The following is a 17,196-nucleotide window of genomic DNA, read 5'->3' on the forward strand; positions in this document are numbered from 1 at the left end:
CGGTTCTGTCGGGATAGATAACGCAATGTTTTCCCAGTTCGCATGCTTGGTTCGACCATATTGAGGGCCTTCGTCTCTTTGCTTTTGGGCAAATTTTGGGCAAATAATTGGAAAACCGCCGAAAACAAGGGCATTCGCACGATGCTTTTCGGGCAGTAGAGAAGTAGCGCTACGGCGAGCTCTTGCGCCGGGTTCCGTCCCGTTTCGGTCGCGATTTGCAAATGGTCCGACGAATATGAATTTTGGTGGCGCTTCCGAAGCAACCGTTTCGGGACCCTCTTAATCCCGAAACGGCGGATGGGTGCAGGGGGCTTGCCTCCTGCCGCGGGACCGGGGCGCGCAGCCCCGGCACGATCGCGATCGGGAGAACGATGGGAAGGGAGCCGCCGGAGGGGGCGGCTCCCCTCGCGCTTACGCCTACTCCCTCGGGACGATGAGGGCGGTGTCGGATTCGATCCTGTTGTTCGGGTTCCAATTCCAGTCGCCGTCGTGGTCGTATCGGGCGACGAGCGGCGTGCCCTTTTCGGAGCGGGCCACCACGGGGTAGTGCTCCCATCGCCCGTCGAAGTCTCTCACCCAGACCTCGTCTCCGATTTCGAGCTCCGAGGAGGGGACCTCCTCGGCGTCGAGGAGGTCTCCGAGCCGCTCGCCTTCGGGCATCGCCTCGTCGAAGGCCCGGAGCATGCCGTCGAAGTCGTGGGAGCTCTGCTCGACGAATCCTTCGTAAGGGAGGACCCGGTCGGCGATCCTCCACCCTTCGATGACGTAGATCCCGTTGTCCCCGGGATCCATACGCCCGTCGTCAGAGTAGGGCATGATGCCCACGCTCAGCGTGCCTCCGAAGAAGTTGCCGACGACCTGGCAGAGCCTCGCCCATCCGTAGTCGTCGTTGCTCGGCGCGCGGTAGCCCTTGAGCTCGCAGTACCGAAGCAGCGGCTCGACGGTGTCGCGCCCTCCGTTCCAGTGCAGGTACAGCCCGATCTTCCTCTCGGCGGTGGTGATGACGGCTCGGTTTCCCATGACGGCCCCTTTCGGCTTTCGGCCCGCCCCTTTGGCTGGCCTCGTGGCTTGGGAGGCGCCCCGGTTCCCGGGGGCGTCAGCGGAGGGAAGCGAAAACCCGCGAGGGCCCTGAGCTTCCGGGCGTTTGGTCGACGGGTCTTTCGCACGGAAGGTTTTTCGCGCCGTTGACGCGCGCGGGGTTCGGGGCGATCCTCGGGTCTCGAGGACCGCGGCGGGCGCAAAGACGAGGGGCCCTTGGTTGCCTGGCAGGCGCCGCTGGTGCGGAAGATGGAGGGCGGGGACGTCTTCGGCGGAGTGGGATTGCTATCCTGGATACCTGATATCGGGAAGAAGGAGCGTCCTATGAGGAAGATGGCGGTTGTTCTGGCTGTCGCGGCCGGTTTGGTGGTGATGGGCGCTGCGCTCTTCGGGTGCGGGTCGCAGTCCGACGGGCGGGGCTCGGCGTCGGGCGAGGTCGTCTTCGAGGAGACGGTGTCCCCGAACGAAGATTACGCCTCTTCGGAAGAGGATGTCGTCTATGACACCGTGCGCGTTACGCAGGACGGGTCCGGCACGGCCACGGTCGCTGCCGAATCGAACTCGGCGTTCTTCGACCCCGTGAGCTACGAGGTCGAATGCGGAAGGGATCTGGAGCCGGGCGATGTCTCGGTGAAATGGACCACCGTCATGGGCGGCACCGAGCCCAGCAAGGAGGATCAGCTCGCTGTCGCGGAGGTGTCCGTGCGGGCATCTGAAGGCGATGTCGACGTCCGCAAGATCAACTTCGTCAACGGCGCTCTTGAAATCATCTCAGAGTCGGTCGCCGGAGCTTAGGCGATCGAGCCAAGCGTTCCTTGTAGAAATTCCTTGTTCCGTTCCATCCTGCAGCTTTATGAAGACGAACACGTAGCTCGTGTCGTGAAGTTCGAGGATGTGGTCGGCGCATTCTCGTATTGCCTATAATTGTGTATAAAAGATAGGAGAAGGCAATGCAGGGCATCCGCGCGAAAATACTTGTGGTGGAGGATGATGCCTCGCTTAACGACATTGTTAGGACTTTTCTTGAGAAGAAGGGGTATTCTTGTCTCTCCGCCTTCTCCGGTAGTGAAGCTAGCATGGTCCTGGAATCGATTGACAGCTCAAGCGGGATAGACCTGGTCGTCACCGACCTAATGCTACCGGGACTTACCGGGGAGTCCCTTGTCTCCTTGATCCGAAAGAAGCTTGGCGATGTTCCCGTCGTGGTGATTTCCGCTAGAAGTGAGGTCGGGGATCGGGTCAGCCTGCTTCGCAGTGGCGCCGACGACTACTTGGTAAAGCCATTCGACCTCGACGAGCTGCTTGCCCGTATCGAGGTGCAGCTCAGGAGGAAGCGTTTGGTTTCGTCCGCGCTGCATTCGCGGGAGTCCGAGGTTCTCTCGTTCGGCTCTTGGGAGCTTTCCGCTGAGAATCGAAGGTTTTCCGTGGCTGGCGAGGAAGTGAAGCTCACCCGTACCGAATTTTGCATAGTCGAGGAGCTTATGCGCAATCCTCGTCGTGCGTTCAGCAAAGGCGACCTCTACCGTACTGCATGCTGCGGTGATCTTAAACTTGCCGATGTGGCTGTCGGCGCAGTGACTTCCGCTGATGAAAAATCCGTATCTACCCACGTAGGCAACCTCAGGGCGAAACTCAAGGGAACAGGGACCGAGGACTATATCGAAACCGTGTGGGGGATAGGATTCAAACTCAAAGAGCTTTCCTAGCTCAGGTCGGCCTGCAATCAATCTTGTAACTTTCTTGTCGAATACCTTCCGCTTTTCAGAAATCTGGAACGTAGCATTTGGTGCATAGATACGAATCTGAGAGAAAGGAGCCGCATGTATGCCGTGGAAACGATAGGTCTTACGAAGGCCTTCCGCGACAAGCGGGCGCTCGATTCGCTCGATATGCGCGTGCCCAGCGGGGAGATATACGGGCTTGTTGGAAGGAATGGATCGGGGAAATCGACTGCGATGAAGATCATCTGCGGAATGATGTCCTCGACATCTGGAGAAGTGAGGATCCAGGGAGAGGTAATGTCGGCGTGCGAGGCCAGTCCTCGTTTGGGCTCTCTTGTTGAAACACCTGGCATTTATCCGTCACTGCCAGCTATAGAGAACATGATGAGTAAGGCGCTCACGCTCGGCACGGTCGATGCTAGGCACCGCTGTTCGGATCTTCTTGAAATGGTCGGTCTCGAACCGGCTAATAGAAGAAAAGTAGAACAGTATTCGATGGGTATGAAGCAGCGCCTCGGTCTAGCGCTTGCGCTTCTTGGGGATCCCGATATCCTTCTGCTAGATGAGCCGTTGAACGGTCTGGATCCTGAAGGCGCCCGCTCTATTCGGGATCTTATCGTCGACCTAAACCGTGTTCGCAAGGTAACGGTCATCATAAGCTCGCATGTTCTTGATCAGCTCGAGCGCATATGCCATCGCTATGGGGTAATAAAAGACGGACGGATGGTCAAGGAGATCACATCTGAGGAGATGGAAGAAGCGTGCAGAGGCGGGCTTCTGATTTCCTGCTCTGAGCCAGATCGTGCTCTTGCACTGTTCAGTGAACACCTGCCTAAGATGAAAGTGTCGATGTTGCCTGATGGCGTGATCAGAATCGACGGCGACCCTGATGCGTCAGCTATTGGCGCCCTGCTGATGGAGAAGGGAATTTCTGTTTCCGACATGCACACTGCTGCGCGGGACGTCGAGGAGTTCTTCGTTGATCTTATGCGTGGGAAAACGGTGGTTGATCCGACTTGCTGTAAGGGGGGATCATGCTGAACTTCCTTAGAGCCGATCTTTATCGGATTGTTCATCAGAAGTTGTTCTGGGTCTTCCTGCTTCTTCTGCCGATTCTGGTGGTGTCTTGCACTGTTGTTGCGCGTCTTGCTGGTGCTGGCGAGGTTCTTGCCAGTTCGGTTTCCTTGGTTCCGAACATGGCTGACAGCGGATCGGTCCCGCTTATGCTCACGTTGTTCTTCGTTTTCTTCGTGCAGTCTGATTCAAAGCAGGATGCGATCAAGAGCCTGCTCGTCATTCCTCATGCCAGGCGTGATTATGTCCTATCTAAGTCGGTCGCGCTTCTGATTGCATCTTTCGTTTATGTTCTAGCAGTTCAAGCGGCCATGGTGCTTGTAGGCGTTCTCTTCTCTATTTCTATAGTCCCGACAGATCCCTTGTCCGTGATATTGGGGTTGGTAGGGATGACGCTTGCAGGTGCTGCTTATGCCGCCTTGGGGTTCGCCCTTTCCGTAAGTGGCAAGGCTTCGAGTCTCGTTATGGTAGTGGCTGTCCTCGGCGTCCTCGGCATGTTCGATTTTGGGCTTATGCTTCTGCTTGAGTATGCCTCCGCCCTTTATCCGTTCCTCTCGCCGGTATCCGACGCTATTCAAAGCATCTTGCTGACAAACGCGACCAATCCTCTATCTTCAAGCTCATCGGTTGTCGTCGGACCTGATCTCGCTTTCTGCATGGCTGTCTGCTTGGGGTATGTTTTAGTTGCCACTGTTGCGTCCCTTCTGATCATGAGGAGGCGCGATATTTCGTGAGCTGTGTCCTCATCCTGTTCATATCCATTGCGGTCATTGCCCTGATCGTTATAGGCGCGATTGCGGTTCGCCGAGATTGCGAGCTCGCGCGAATTGCACGCATGCTCATCGAGAGAGATCCTGATAGCAATGCGCGCATTACGTTGTCGGTACGGAGCAGGGGCTTGATCGCCCTTGCCCGTGCCGTCAACCGCGAGTTGGATGAGGAATCGGCCAGACGTATTGAAGACGAGCGTGAAAAGCAGGATTCACAGGAGAGTCTTGCTGCGTTGTCCCATGATATCCGTACACCCCTCGCCGGGGCGAAAGGGTATCTTCAGCTTGCCATGCAGGAGAAGAATGAGGATGCTAGGGCCCAGTATTTGAAGGCAGCCGCAAGCAGACTTGATTCCATGAGGGATCTCGTGGATGGGCTTCTGGATTACGCGAAGGCCAACGATGAGGCGTTCCCGTTGGAGTTGGAAGAGATCGATATTGTATCTGCTCTCTCAGATGCTCTTATGGGATTCTTTCCTAGGTTCAAAGAACGTGGGTGGGAGCCCAAGATCGAGGTGAGGGGTGAAGGTCTTTTCGTTCTTGCGGACAGGGAGTCGTTGGGCCGTATCTTATCTAACGTGCTATCCAATACGCTACGTCATGGCTCGAGCGCCCCTCTCATTCTGATCGAGAGGGATGGGAACATGACACGGGTAGCAGTGTCCAACAAAGTTCCCGATTCTACGGCGATCGACCCAGAACTCCTATTCAATCGTTTCTACAAAGCAGGCGCCTCGAGGGGCTCGGACGGGTCTGGCCTGGGGCTCGCGGTCGTTGCTCGCTTATGCGAGCGCATGGGAGGTTCGGCTGTTGCGAAGGTGGATGGCGAGCTTCTTGAATTGGCGATCTCGCTTCCCGAATCATGGAGGAGAGAAAGCACTGGTTTGAGTTGTTAGGAACCGTGCCCGACCGTTGGTGAAGATCGCTACGATACGAAAATGCTGTCGAGCAATGCGGCGCCGTGCCATCCGAAAAAAGCCCCGACGGCAGCGAAGACAATCGCCCCGCCGATTACCCTGAGCGTCTTCACGCGACCGTCCATACTCCGGATGCGGTTTCCCTTCTCGGTATCGCGATCGACCGGCTCGCCCTTCATGAACGCCGAAATCTCGCGGTAGGTGACCAAATCGTGCGCTTTCTTAATGCGGTCGATCCATGTACCAGCCGCCATCGCCGCCCCCCACAGAACGAAGAAGAGCACGATGGTTGGTACGGCATGAACGAGCGGCCAGTCCCATACCACCATCTGGAAGGCGAACCACGCGAACGCCGCCAGGGCGAGCGCCAGCAGCCCGGTCATGGCGTATCCTAGCCGGTTCATCAGCTTCGCATCCTCGTCGATCGTCCTCTCCATAACCTCCACGTCTCCTTTCACGAGCTCGTCCACGGTCGTGCCGAACACATCGGAGAGGATGATCAGGCTCTGGACATCGGGATAGGTCTTGTCGTTCTCCCAGCTGCTGATGGTCTGGCGAGATACGTACACCCGCTGCGCGAGGTCGTCCTGGGACATCCCCGCGTCGGCGCGGTGCCCCCTGATGCGCTTCCCTATCTCCATGACCCGCTGATCCTTCCTTCCTCTTGGCACGAACCCTGCTTGCTCGAGCATGGCATGGGCCGGGAAATCGTACCATCAAAAGGTGCGGACAGAGGGCGGGCGCGTTGTTCCGCGCGCCGTCAAATGTTCTTTACATGAAGGCTGATCAGGCGTTTTCTATCTGGTTTGAGGTATAGTGAATACAGCGCGTTGCATGTCGGACCTGCGAATCCTGCGCCGTTTGCCTCTTCGCAGCCGCAATCTTATTGACGCACTCCATGAATTCTTGGAGGCGGTCGGGGCTGAGCTTGATCGCCTTGACGCGGCGTTCTGTCCCAAGGAAGGTTTCTGCCTCCATGGGCTCTCGAAGGATGACCCAGCAAGGGGATCCTCCAAGAGAGGACATGTCGAGCACTTCGTTCTTGTGCAGCCTGGGATCGGTAAGGGTTGCCCTTTCAATTCGGCCGCCTTCGACGTGCACGCAGAAAAACGCTCCCCAAACCGCCGTGACCGAATCTTCGCGAACGAGGATGGGCGATTTTGCCGCCGCCCGGGCGTTGGCCGCTATCCATGCGAGGGTGTAGAGGGAGAGGGCGGAAAGAGCGAAGGCTGCGGGGGCCGATATGCGGGAGACGGCGAGGTGAACGACGACGGTCTCCGTCAATCCCAAGGCGACGATGGCGCAGGACAGCGCCACGAGTCCGCACTCTTTGTGGTAGGTGAATGGCGTGCATCCTTTCGGCGTCTCGGTCGTCTGCCGCCACGATGCTGCCAGCCAGTACCACATCGCGGTTTCCATTGCGGCGGCGCGCGCCGCTGCTTTGCTGGGGACGACCTCTTTGAAGCCTCCGAGATACCATTCGATCGGTTGGGCGGATTCTTCCTTGCGCGCCAGATAGCCCTTGCGGAACATCTTCGCTAACCTTGGGACCTCGCGAGCAAGAACGGCAATGTCCACGACGAACGCGGATGCAAGGAGGACGGGGAGCAAAGAGGGGGCGTTCGGTATGGCGACTGCCGCCGAGACCGCTCCTCCTGCATAGATCACGGGCAGCACGGCAATCGGCGTGATTCCACGGCGTCGTACGAAAAGGACGTAGAAGACAAGGGGAACGCACACCATGAGATCGAAGGGGACGGCGAAGTTCGCTGCAAAGGAAATGTCCGTCTCCGGCACGGACGCGAGGACCGACATGTCGACAAGGTACATGACGGCGCAGACGGAGACCACGGCGACGGCAGGAATGCCGTTTCGGTGGCGAAAAAGTCCTTCGGAGGAATCAGCGGGGACAGGGTCTTTCGTTGGCATGGGAATCCCTTCTGCAAGGATCGCCGCGATCGACTGCGCCGCCATGTATCGCCCGACAAGGCTTGCGCTTTGATTTCTGGGCATTTGGACGTTGCTGGCTTTCCTGCAGCTTTCCTTTCGTCGTATTTCAACTCGGAAACCATTGAAAACCACGACGCAGCGTCAGGGTCAAGCGGGTGCCGAAATTCAGGAATCGGGGTTCTCCCGGCTCTCCGCCAGGCCTTCGACCTTTTCGCGGATGCTTTTCTCGGCAAGACGGGAGAGCCTCACCTGGATGGGGCTCAAGGTCTCGTCGTCGTAGGAGCGGATGAGCCGCTCGAGGAGCGGGTCGGCTTCGTCCCAGTCCCCGAGGCTCCCGCCTCCGAGGTACTCCGCGACCACGGGCGACAGCAGGTCGGATGCGCGCCCGGCGAGCTTCGCGCACGCCTCCTCCCCGGCGTCGGCGGGCAGGGCAAGCGCCTCGTTGGTCAGCGCGACGTATTCCGCCATGACCCCGCGCTCCTCCATCAGCCGGTACAGGCCGAGGACGTCGTCGAGGACCGCCGATGCGCCCTTACGACCGTCGATGAGCAGGAGTTGATGGAGCTCTGCCATCGTCGTCTTCGGGCTCGCGCCGAGCTCGACCATGCGCGAGACGTGGTCTCGGATCGGGGCTGACGCCTCAAGGACGGAACCGCCCTCGTCCAGCTCCCTTCTGAGGAGGGAGACCATGCGGCGCCTCTCCTTAAGCAGCGATATCTGGGCCTCGAGCTCGGCGTCGATCTCGTCGAGGAGCCTGGCGGCATCCCCCGAAGCCCCCGCTCCGCCGGACTCTTCCTCTTCGAGGATCGACCCGATCTGCTCGAGGGTGAGCCCGAGGGACGCGAGGCGCTTGATGCGCAGGACGCGCGCCACGTCGACGACCCCGTACTCCCGGTACCCGTTCTCGCGCCTCGGGGGCTCGGGAAGGACGCCGACCTGGTGGTAGTGCCGAAGCGTGCGGACGGTGACGCCGGAGAGGCGGGCGACGTCTTTGCTGAGCATGCTAGCCTTCATCCTTCCCGAACGCCTCCCAGATGAGGGCGACGATACCGCAGACCATGCCGCCAAGCGGCCAAGCGACCCAGAACCACGCCACGCTTGTCCCCCGTGCATCGAAGCGAGATATGTCAGGAGATGCGAAAATGGGAACGAACAGAGGCGCGAGCCCAACGATGGTGGCGGCGATCATGATGGCCCCGCAGGCCGCCCCGAGCCTCTTCCCGCGCTTCCGCTTCCGGAGCAGGGAGTCTCGCACCTCCTCCTTGACCTGGGCGCTCATGATGTCCTCTATCTCCAGGTCGTCGGAGGCGCTCCTGTTGTACTCGGCCACGTTGGTCCGCCCGAGCAGCATGCCGTAGTGCACGATGTTCCACACGCCGAGCGCAACGAACAGGAGCAGGAAGAACAGGGCGTAGCCTTCCGCTGCCTCGCCGATCATGAGGAAGATCCCGAAACCGACGAATATGGCGGCGATGCCTCCGACGAGACCGCGGGCGAAGGCGGTGCGCGCGCGGGTTTTGTCGTCCTCGGTGTAGAAGTCCTCCACGAACGGGTGGGCCCTCACGAAGGCGGAATGCGCCATCCCCGCCGGGATGAAGAACGCCAGCCCCGCGAGGACGCCGGCGAGCGTGAAGAGGATGAACGTGCCGTCGTGCCCGTTATGCGAGGGCAGCGAGAACGCTCCCTCGAAGAAGAACCCGAGCGCGACGCCGACGATGATGCACGCGATGCCCGTCGGCATCTTCCAGGCCATCTTGCGCTGGTGCTCGTCGTATCCGCAGACGTCCTGCGGAGGGCCGGCGGGCACAGCCTTTCCCTGTGCATTCCCATCTTCGTCGCGCCTTTTGGTCAGGTCCCCCTGCACGAGGTCGTCGAGGCTGCAGTCGAAGATCTTGCACATCTTGAGGAGCTTGTCCAGCTCGGGGGACGACCGCTCCGCCTCCCACTTGGTGACGGACTGGCGCGAGACCCCCAGCAGCATGGCGAGCTGCTCCTGGGTCATGTTGCGCTCTGCGCGCAGGTGCTGAAGGTTGTCGCGGAAGCTCATGGCGGTACCTCTTCTCTTTCCTCCCGTCTCCGTTTTCCGGAGGGGTCGATTCTGCCGATACCCTGAGCTTGCGGTAGCGACGCCCTTTATTCTACCAACCGGCGATTGGCAATTAGGGGAATCGGTGGCAACCGACAGATGCCCTGCGGTTGCAACCCCCTGATGAAAGGCGAGATTGGGGTTTAAGCGAAGAGCTCCTTATTTGATGCTCTTTACGCTTTTGTCTAGTACCTGACTGGTATTTTCGAACTCTCGACCGCTACTTGGTATCCATGCCCTTCCATCATTTCTCGCGCAACCTCTTCCTGAGCTCTCTTTTGACGAATGTCACCCAGGCTCGGACCGAGCATGATGCTTCTTACCGAGCTTTTGCCGAAACCGAGCTCGATATAAGGGATTATGAATCCGGCGTTGGTCCTGTGCTTCACGGTGGGTTTGTTCTGGGGCTTGTCGAGAATATCTACGAACAGGCGGACCTCCTTCTCGTGCTCGAAGCACTCGAGCTTGAGTACCGGCTTCAGATTGGAGAGAAGGGTTCCGATGCAGTATCCCACCGATGATTCGTATCTGGGTTCGCAGTGCTCTTTCAAATCCAGGATAGCCTTTTCGATGATGCTTATCTGCTCCTCCTCGCTGTAGATGACTTTCGCTGTTTGCACCTCCACTGACCCGTCGAAGTTCAAGGTGGAATCCAGGAATCCCTTCATCGAGCCGATATCGATCCCGATGTTCATCCCCTCATAGCGATTTCCCTTGGAGTAGTAATTCCACATCGCCAGTGCGTCGGGATCCTCCGAGAAGGAGACGACGTACCTTCTGAAATCACCTCGCACCAGTCTGGTCTGATCTTTGGATCTTGTCAGGAAGAGCTTTGTCCGGTTGGGCTGAACGTCCTTGATCAGTTCGAAGAACTTGTCGTCTATCTTCCCCGACTCCCTGAGCCTACTGCATGCTTGCTCGAATCGCATCTTCGGCAGCGTTCCTTCGGAAGCGTCGTTCAGGCAGTCGTATCGGCTTGCCCAGAGACTAACTGAATCGTCGCGAAGCAGAATGGAACTGACGTTTCCCAAAGACGTGTAGTGATACGCCGTCCCTTCGTAGGGGTCATAGGGCATCAGCGTTTTGTATCGAAGCCTCGGGAGAAATTCGTTCAGTATACTCATGGCCATCTCCAGCTTTCTTTGCTATCTGAAAGGTCTACAGTCGGCGGAGAAACGACGGCAGCCACCGTGCGACCTCTTCGGCGCTTTTGCCTATCCAGTCGCGATGCGAGGTCTTCATACGGGCGATGAACTGCCTGTTGGAAAGGGTTCTCCCAACTCTCGTCGCGATGCCTTCCATGCTGTCGTCCCACATGTCGGGATTGTCGATGATCTCGCCTTCGATATAGCGTTTGAGGCGGGGCCGATCAAGCGACGCTGCGTTGCCTATGTAGTACATGTCATAGAGGTCCCTGAACCGAGTGCTTCGTATGCCGTGCCGGAGGAGCGAAATCAGCTTTTCGACGAAGATCTGCTCTTTGGAGTTCCCGAGAAGGCAGATGCCCTCGTCGCTCTGGGCGATGTCGAACCAGCACTCGTCCTGCTCCATCGACAGGCTTGCGTTCACGCCGAGGTCGAGCTTGCTCTCGAGGGAGGTTCTCCCGTCCGACATCTTGATCCTGACGCGCTTGCCCTTGTAGTCCTGCTGCGAGAGCTCCTCTATCCCTCCCACGATGTCCATGGAGATTCCGTCGTCGACCGCGGAAAGCGTCCTTATGAACGACCGGATCGCCTCGTCGCTTATCGGGTAGCGGACAAAGTCGAGGTCTATGTCCTGCGTCGCCCGGCGCTTGCTGCCCGATATGGCGCACATGAGGACGCCGCCCTTGACGGTCACACTCTCTTTGAGCGGCGAGGCGGCGATCTTGGCGAGGATGACGTCCTGGCATGTCTTTGCGGAGGCGTTGAGTGCGGAGTACCCCTCCGAGATGTAATGTCTCCTGATTTCGGAAAGGTCCATCAGAACACCTCTTCCATGGCCCGGTCCAGGTAGGCGTTTCCCCTGGGAATCGCCTCGGCATAGTCCTGCAGCTTGTAAATATCCAAATCATTTGCCTCCCGTCGATACGACTGCACGGCCTCGCGGTACAGGTCGTAGGGCAGCTTGTTCCTCGTGCGCATGAGCTCGAGGAGCATTCGCTCTTTGTCATACACGGCCACGCGCGCGCCGTCGGCCTCCATCTCGGTCCTCCCAATCCCGAGCGCGTCCGGGCGCACGAAGGTTTGGCGTACTCCGGGGACGACCATCTTCGTAGTGCCGGTCGCCGTCGCCGCGTCTATCGTCTCGGGGGGCATGTCGATAAGGCCGTGGAGGTAGAGTGCCGTCGCCCCAGTCAGGACGGCGCCGGGGTACCTGGCGGCTATGTCCGCGAGGGGGGACTCGGGCTCGCCCGCCTGCGCGTACAGGCCCCTTGATCGCCTGATTACCCTTCCTTCCGAGAGGGCCTTTCTCAGGCGGTACCTGCTCCCGTACTTCTCCAGGGCGTCTTTGTACGTCATCGTCATATGTTCTCCAAGCCATAAACACCCAAAACTATAGATAATTATAGATGATTATGGCTTTTTGTGCAGCAGGCAGCGAAGTTGCTTCGGTATGCTACTCGCCGCCCAGCAGCTCGCCGATCTCGTCGGCCGCCTCGCGGTCGTTCTGCTCGATGGCGTGCGCGTATATGTCCATGGTGAGCGCGGCCGTGCTGTGGCCGAGCCTGTTCTGCACGGTCTTGATGTCCGCCCCGTTGCTGATGAGGAGCGTCGCCTGGGTGTGACGGAGCTCGTGGAACTTCAGGCCCTCGTAGCCCGTCCTCTTGATGCGGGGGATTCCGCGCGAGTCCATGTACCTGATCGCGCGCCCCTGCTCTCCGAATCCGTTCTCCACGCAGAACTCGCGGAACCACCTCCCGAAGATGTTCGGGTCGTAGTAGCCCCCGTAGACGTTACTGACGACCGGGCTCTTCTCGGTCTGCGGGATCGCGATAGCGTCGGTGTCCTCGCCGTCGAGCCTGCGCTTCCTGTTCTCGAGCTCGATCCTCTGCGTCCGCTTCCACTCTTCGAGATAGGCGATGATCTCGCTGTCGAGGGAGATCCAGCGCTTGCTCTTCTTGCTTTTGGGGTCTCGCGGGACCTTGTCGCACGCGTACTGCTGGGCGACGTAGAGCTTGCGCTTGTCGAAGTGGACGTGCTCCCAGGTGAGGCCGAGCACCTCTCCGCGCCTCATGCCCGTGTGCAGGGCGAGCAGCACCGCGCAATGCTGGGCGCTCACGGGCATCCCGAGGATGACGGAGTTGAGCCTCTGCGCCTCGCCCACCGTGAGGCTGTGCCGCTCCTTGGGCTTCGGCCTGGGGATGGATATGGGGGAGCAGGGGTTCTTGGAGACAAGCCCGTCGTCGACCGCCTGGTTCATGATCTGCGAGAGCTTCTGGTGGACGCGGTGCAGCCTGCTCTCGGTCGCGCCCTCCTTGCGCATCCTGGAGTAGGCGCTCCTCAGGGTGAGGGTGTCGAGCTCCTGCAGGCGGTACGCGCCGAAGGCCTCGGCTATCCGCTTGATCTCGTAGGCCTCCCGGTTCCACGCGAGCGGGCTCCTGAACTCGTGCTCGCGCTCCTCGTGGAAGCGCACCGCGTATTCCCCGACGGTGATGTCGCTCGGCCTCACCGCCGAGGCGTCCATGATCTCGGCGCGGTACTCCATCAGCGCCTTGGTCGCTTCCGACTTGGTGCCGTGCACGGTGCGGCTGGGAGACTTCCTGTACTTGCCCGTCACGGGGTCCTTGCCGAGCGCGACCCTGATGCGCCACGTGTTCTTCCTGCCCGTCTTCTCCACCGACCCTAGGCCGGACAATGAGTTTCTTCCCGACATCGCATACTCCTATCTTGATGTTGTTGCATCTGAGAGCCGGATACCGGATGCTTTGGTGCAATGCAGACTCTGGCGGGCAGGGACGCCGACATTGCTGCTGGGGCGCGGTGCGACCCCGTAAAGGAGAATGGCGACCTGCCCCACCCGGGCATTTCCGCGGATTAGCTGGATGAGGGGCCGTGCGCCACCTCGGATCTCTTCTAGGAGGTTGCGGTCCCGGGCGATGCGGCAGGCGGCCCGTCCGTCCTGCAGGAGAGAGGAGGGCGGGGGCATGATCTACGCCGGTGTGGACGTCGCGAAGGCGGACCACGTGATAGGGGCCGTCGATGAGCGCGGCTCCGAGATCTGCGGGCCCATGGGCTTCAAGAACAGCGCCGCCGGGTTCGAGCGGTGCGAGGCCTGGCTCGAGGGGGTGGCCGAGACCCCGGTGGACGCGCTCGTCGGCATGGAGGCCACGGGCCACTACTGGATGGCGCTCTACGCGTTCCTCGTGTCCAGGGGCTACGAGGTCGTCGTCATCGACCCGGCGCAGGTGCGCGCAGTGCGCAGGCTGAAGGGGCTCGACCGGGTGAAGAACGACCGCGTGGACGCGGGCCTCATCGCCGAGACGCTGCGCATCGGCCAGTACGACCCGACGAGGCTCGCCACCGACGAGGTGCAGTCCCTTCGCTCGCTCACGCGCTACCGGCAGTCGCTCAAGGCCGAGCTCGCCGAGGTGAAGACCCAGTGCATATGCCTGCTCGACTCCTACTTCCCGGAGTACGCGTCGGCGTGGTCGGACGTGTTCGGCGCGGCCAGCCGCGCGGTGCTCTCCAGGAGCCCGCTGCCCTCCGAGCTCGCGCGCAGGCGCGCGGACTCGCTGCAGCGCGACATCTCCGAGGCCGCGCGCGGCAGCAGGCGGATGGACGGCAAGGCGGCCGAGCTCAAGGCGCTCGCGAAGGGCTCCGTCGGCATCAGGCTCGGCGAGGCGGCGGCGTCGATGCAGGTCCGCTCGCTCGTGCGCCAGATGGACTTCCTCGACGCCGAGTGCGCCAGGTTCGACGCCCTCATCAGGGAGCTGCTGGAGAGGGTCGAGCCGCTCGTGCTCACCATACCCGGCGTCTCCTACGCCACCGGCGCCCAGATCGTCGCCGAGATAGGCGACGTGGGGCGCTTCCGGAACGCCCCGGCGCTCGTGAGCTACGCCGGGCTCAACTCGGGCGTGAACCAGTCCGGCAAGTTCGACAGCGGCGGCGGCCCCATAACCAAGCACGGCTCGCCGTACCTGAGGAGGGCGCTGTGGCTCGCGGCGAACAGGGCCCGGCAGTACGACCCGTCGCTGCGCGCCTTCTACGAGCGGAAGCGCGCCGAGGGCAAGTGCCACCGCGTGGCGGTGACGGCCGTGGCGCGCAAGCTCTGCCACATAGTCTTCGCGGTGATGCGGGACGGGGCCCCCTACGACCCGGCGAGGCCGGGCAGGGACCCCTCAAAGCATTCGGTATCCGGTTCTCAAGGTGCTGGTTCCGATAAATGCAGAGACGGGAAAAGCTAGTCCTCGGGTCTTGACTTCATATAGCTGGTCTCCTTTCCTTCGGTTCGCATGGGAAAGAAGACACCGCCGAAGACCGGCCGCGTCAAGCGGCGTTTACTGACTCCTTTGCCCGTCTTCGGTCACAGTACACAAACGTACTGTTATGGGCAAATTTGGGCTAATTTTGGGCTAAAATGCTGAAACATCATGAAACATCATGAGTATCAGGATTTTTTGACGGGCTTTTGACCTGCGGAAATAGGCAATCGTGAAACAATCTGGCCACTAACAAGGTGTTCTCATAACCCGGAGGTCATAGGTTCAAATCCTGTCCCCGCGACCAATAATCCCAGGCCAGAAGTTCGCTTCTGGCTTTTTTGATGTGGCATGGGTCGCAAGAATGCGGGTTGCATCATTAACCTGCGGGCTATGAGCGAAGTAAGCGCTTATGTATCGCATGTTGCCGCCGTGTGACTGCCAGCGTTCGCTTTGCAGCCGACGTGCGAAAGCCATGCAGCCGCCGTGTGGCCGGCATACAGCAATCGGGCGATCACCATGCTGCCGGCATGCAGACAACCGGGCGGCCGCCGTGCGGCCGGCAAGAATTTTCGTCACGAAAAAAACAAAGCGTTCTTGAGCGGGCCGCATCGGGCGGAAACGCCTCCCATCAGCTTTTTCTCGATGGTTGTGAGGTGCTGGTCGAAGCTGTCACCGCTGTGCCTCCCCACGATTTATCTCATGTGCAAAGCCGCGAACCTGTGCTACTATCTCCAACCCATAAGGCGCGAGCGCCCGCGCGACGGGCGGAGAGCGGGGAAGGAGAAGTGTCATGGAAGCGGACCGCGACAATGACGGACGCCCCGACGACCAAAAGGAAACGTGGCCGCCCGATCGCACGATCGCGGCTATGTCTCGCCAAGTGCTGGTCGATCATTACGTGAATCGCGACATCGTGGCGGTCATGCGCCGCATGGCCCCCGACATGACATGGATCGGCCCACTGGCCTGCCAGAGAACCTGCAGCGCCGAGGACATGCGCCGCATGCTGGAGCCCGAGTACGGCACAGCCGCCGAGATGTTCGACGAGTCGTGGGGCGTGCGCGATCTGCCCGGCGCGCGCGTGGCGATCGGCACGTACCGCGCGCGAGTACCGGGAAGCGCCGCCCCGGAGCTCGAGTTTCTCCAGAGCGCGACGTTTGTGTGGGCCATGACGCCCGCCGGCCCCAAGGTGGTGCACCTGCATCTGTCCAACGCCTACGACGTGCCCGCCAGCCTCGACCGTTCCGCCGTCCCCGGCGAGGATGCCGTGGGCTACGTGGTGGATGCCGTGGCCCTGCCCGCCGCCTCCCACAAGCGCCTTGCCTTCGACGTGCCCGGCGCGGGTGCGCGCTACGTCACCGAGGATCGCGTGCTGTGTCTGGATGCGACAGAGGTTGGCAGCGCCGTGGTCTGGGAGGGGGGAGAGTTCCCCGTGCGTGAGCGTCTCGCTGCTATCGAGGACCGCCTGCCCCCGTCGTTTGTGCGCGTCCACCGCAGCTGCATCGTGAACGCGAAGCGCGTCGCGGTTCTGCGCCGCTTCGAGGCCGTCCTAGACGACGGCTCGTCGCGCCCCATCGCGGAGCGGCGCTACCTTGAGGTTGCCGAGGCGGTAGAGCGGGCCGCCGGAAAGCCCTTGCGCGAGGGATAGGCCCGCCCTCCTGCGCGCATGTGCTGCCGTCGCTCGTGCTCCCGTCGCCCGCGCGCCCGTGCCGCCGCCGCTCGTGCTCCCGCCCTCCTGCGCGCATGTGCCGCCGTCGCTCGCGCGCCCGTCGCCCGTGCGCCCGTGCCGCCGCCGCTCGTGCTCCCGTCGCCCGTCGCTCCCGCCTTGCGGTTTGCGCTCTTCCCTCGCTCGCCCTGCGTCCTACGCGCTCTCGTGTACCATGCTCGGGATCCATCGTCTCCGGCTCGCATCGATGTTTCACGTGAAACATTCGTTCGCCCAAACCGGCGTTCTCGGTTCATGCCCTCGAGCTCTCGAAGCTCGCGCCCGAATTCTCGCGTCCTCACTCCCGCGTCCTGCACCGCCCCCGTTTCGCGTCGGATGTTTCACGTGAAACATCCGTTCGTTTACGTCGGGTTACTGCAAGGCGTGTGGTTTTGAATCGGCTGGTGCATCCTGCGCATACGACCTGCCGCACACCCTCGCTTCGGGACCGTTTCCAATAACGCAACCGCATGGGCTATCTGCGCCTGCGAGCACAGGAGCCGCATTCGCGAGCAATCTGGTTCGGGGGCC

16 protein-coding genes are annotated in these 17,196 nt (G+C 60.8%); 7 read left to right on the forward strand and 9 right to left on the reverse strand.

All coding sequences use genetic code 11. The features are described 5' to 3' along the window. Positions 1–417: 417 nt before the first annotated feature. Positions 418–1,020 (reverse strand): hypothetical protein, encoded by a 603-nt coding sequence (locus tag C2L71_RS11325; protein WP_103265869.1) that lies wholly within the window; start codon positions 1,018–1,020, stop codon positions 418–420. A 342-nt stretch (positions 1,021–1,362) separates the two neighbouring features. Here C2L71_RS11325 and C2L71_RS11330 point away from each other — a divergent pair, with 342 nt between their 5' ends. The 5 genes from C2L71_RS11330 to C2L71_RS11350 all read left to right on the forward strand — a co-directional run bounded on the left by C2L71_RS11330 (position 1,363) and on the right by C2L71_RS11350 (position 5,499). After that, positions 1,363–1,833 (forward strand): hypothetical protein, encoded by a 471-nt coding sequence (locus C2L71_RS11330; protein ID WP_103265870.1) that lies wholly within the window; start codon positions 1,363–1,365, stop codon positions 1,831–1,833. Positions 1,834–1,988: 155 nt separating this feature from the next. Continuing rightward, on the forward strand, positions 1,989–2,744 hold the full coding sequence (locus tag C2L71_RS11335) for a response regulator transcription factor (protein WP_103265871.1): 756 nt from the start codon (positions 1,989–1,991) through the stop codon (positions 2,742–2,744). A 114-nt stretch (positions 2,745–2,858) separates the two neighbouring features. Further along, on the forward strand, positions 2,859–3,800 hold the full coding sequence (locus C2L71_RS11340; protein WP_103265872.1) for an ABC transporter ATP-binding protein: 942 nt from the start codon (positions 2,859–2,861) through the stop codon (positions 3,798–3,800). Next, on the forward strand, positions 3,794–4,567 hold the full coding sequence (locus tag C2L71_RS11345; RefSeq protein ID WP_103265873.1) for an ABC transporter permease: 774 nt from the start codon (positions 3,794–3,796) through the stop codon (positions 4,565–4,567). The genes C2L71_RS11340 and C2L71_RS11345 overlap by 7 nt, the downstream gene beginning before the upstream one ends. Continuing rightward, on the forward strand, positions 4,564–5,499 hold the full coding sequence (locus C2L71_RS11350) for a sensor histidine kinase (RefSeq protein WP_103265874.1): 936 nt from the start codon (positions 4,564–4,566) through the stop codon (positions 5,497–5,499). Before C2L71_RS11345 ends, C2L71_RS11350 begins: the two co-directional genes overlap by 4 nt. 29 nt (positions 5,500–5,528) lie before the next feature. On the opposite strand, the gene C2L71_RS11355 is transcribed toward C2L71_RS11350, so the two are convergent. From C2L71_RS11355 to C2L71_RS11390, 8 genes are all read right to left on the reverse strand, one after another. Continuing rightward, entirely contained in the window at positions 5,529–6,161 is a 633-nt protein-coding gene (locus C2L71_RS11355) for a helix-turn-helix domain-containing protein (protein ID WP_103265875.1), read from the reverse strand. Between the two features lie 145 nt (positions 6,162–6,306). Continuing rightward, complete coding sequence (locus tag C2L71_RS11360) at positions 6,307–7,602, reverse strand: hypothetical protein (RefSeq protein WP_129588516.1); 1,296 nt, start codon at positions 7,600–7,602, stop codon at positions 6,307–6,309. A 33-nt stretch (positions 7,603–7,635) separates the two neighbouring features. After that, entirely contained in the window at positions 7,636–8,472 is an 837-nt protein-coding gene (locus tag C2L71_RS11365; RefSeq protein ID WP_103265877.1) for a MerR family transcriptional regulator, read from the reverse strand. A gap of 1 nt (position 8,473) precedes the next feature. After that, the gene (locus C2L71_RS11370; protein WP_103265878.1) at positions 8,474–9,517 is read right to left on the reverse strand and encodes a helix-turn-helix transcriptional regulator; all 1,044 of its coding nucleotides are present in this window, start codon (positions 9,515–9,517) and stop codon (positions 8,474–8,476) included. A 224-nt stretch (positions 9,518–9,741) separates the two neighbouring features. Further along, a complete protein-coding gene (locus C2L71_RS11375; RefSeq protein WP_157938980.1) occupies positions 9,742–10,680 on the reverse strand; it encodes a DUF2971 domain-containing protein in 939 nt (312 codons plus the stop codon). A 34-nt stretch (positions 10,681–10,714) separates the two neighbouring features. Beyond that, positions 10,715–11,518, reverse strand: a complete 804-nt coding sequence (locus C2L71_RS11380) for a nucleotidyl transferase AbiEii/AbiGii toxin family protein (protein ID WP_103265880.1) — start codon at positions 11,516–11,518, stop codon at positions 10,715–10,717. Next, the gene (locus C2L71_RS11385) at positions 11,518–12,063 is read right to left on the reverse strand and encodes a type IV toxin-antitoxin system AbiEi family antitoxin domain-containing protein (protein WP_103265881.1); all 546 of its coding nucleotides are present in this window, start codon (positions 12,061–12,063) and stop codon (positions 11,518–11,520) included. Before C2L71_RS11385 ends, C2L71_RS11380 begins: the two co-directional genes overlap by 1 nt. Positions 12,064–12,154: 91 nt before the next feature. Next, the gene (locus C2L71_RS11390) at positions 12,155–13,411 is read right to left on the reverse strand and encodes a tyrosine-type recombinase/integrase (RefSeq protein WP_103265882.1); all 1,257 of its coding nucleotides are present in this window, start codon (positions 13,409–13,411) and stop codon (positions 12,155–12,157) included. A 271-nt stretch (positions 13,412–13,682) separates the two neighbouring features. Here C2L71_RS11390 and C2L71_RS11395 point away from each other — a divergent pair, with 271 nt between their 5' ends. Together C2L71_RS11395 and C2L71_RS11400 are read left to right on the forward strand one after the other, a co-directional pair. Continuing rightward, positions 13,683–14,942: an IS110 family RNA-guided transposase gene (locus tag C2L71_RS11395; RefSeq protein WP_275664994.1), complete on the forward strand. Its 1,260-nt coding sequence runs from the start codon at positions 13,683–13,685 to the stop codon at positions 14,940–14,942. Between the two features lie 808 nt (positions 14,943–15,750). Continuing rightward, on the forward strand, positions 15,751–16,608 hold the full coding sequence (locus tag C2L71_RS11400; protein WP_103265884.1) for a LytTR family DNA-binding domain-containing protein: 858 nt from the start codon (positions 15,751–15,753) through the stop codon (positions 16,606–16,608). Positions 16,609–17,196 lie beyond the last annotated feature (588 nt).

Source organism: Enteroscipio rubneri (genome assembly GCF_002899715.1).
Lineage (GTDB): Bacteria > Actinomycetota > Coriobacteriia > Coriobacteriales > Eggerthellaceae > Enteroscipio > Enteroscipio rubneri.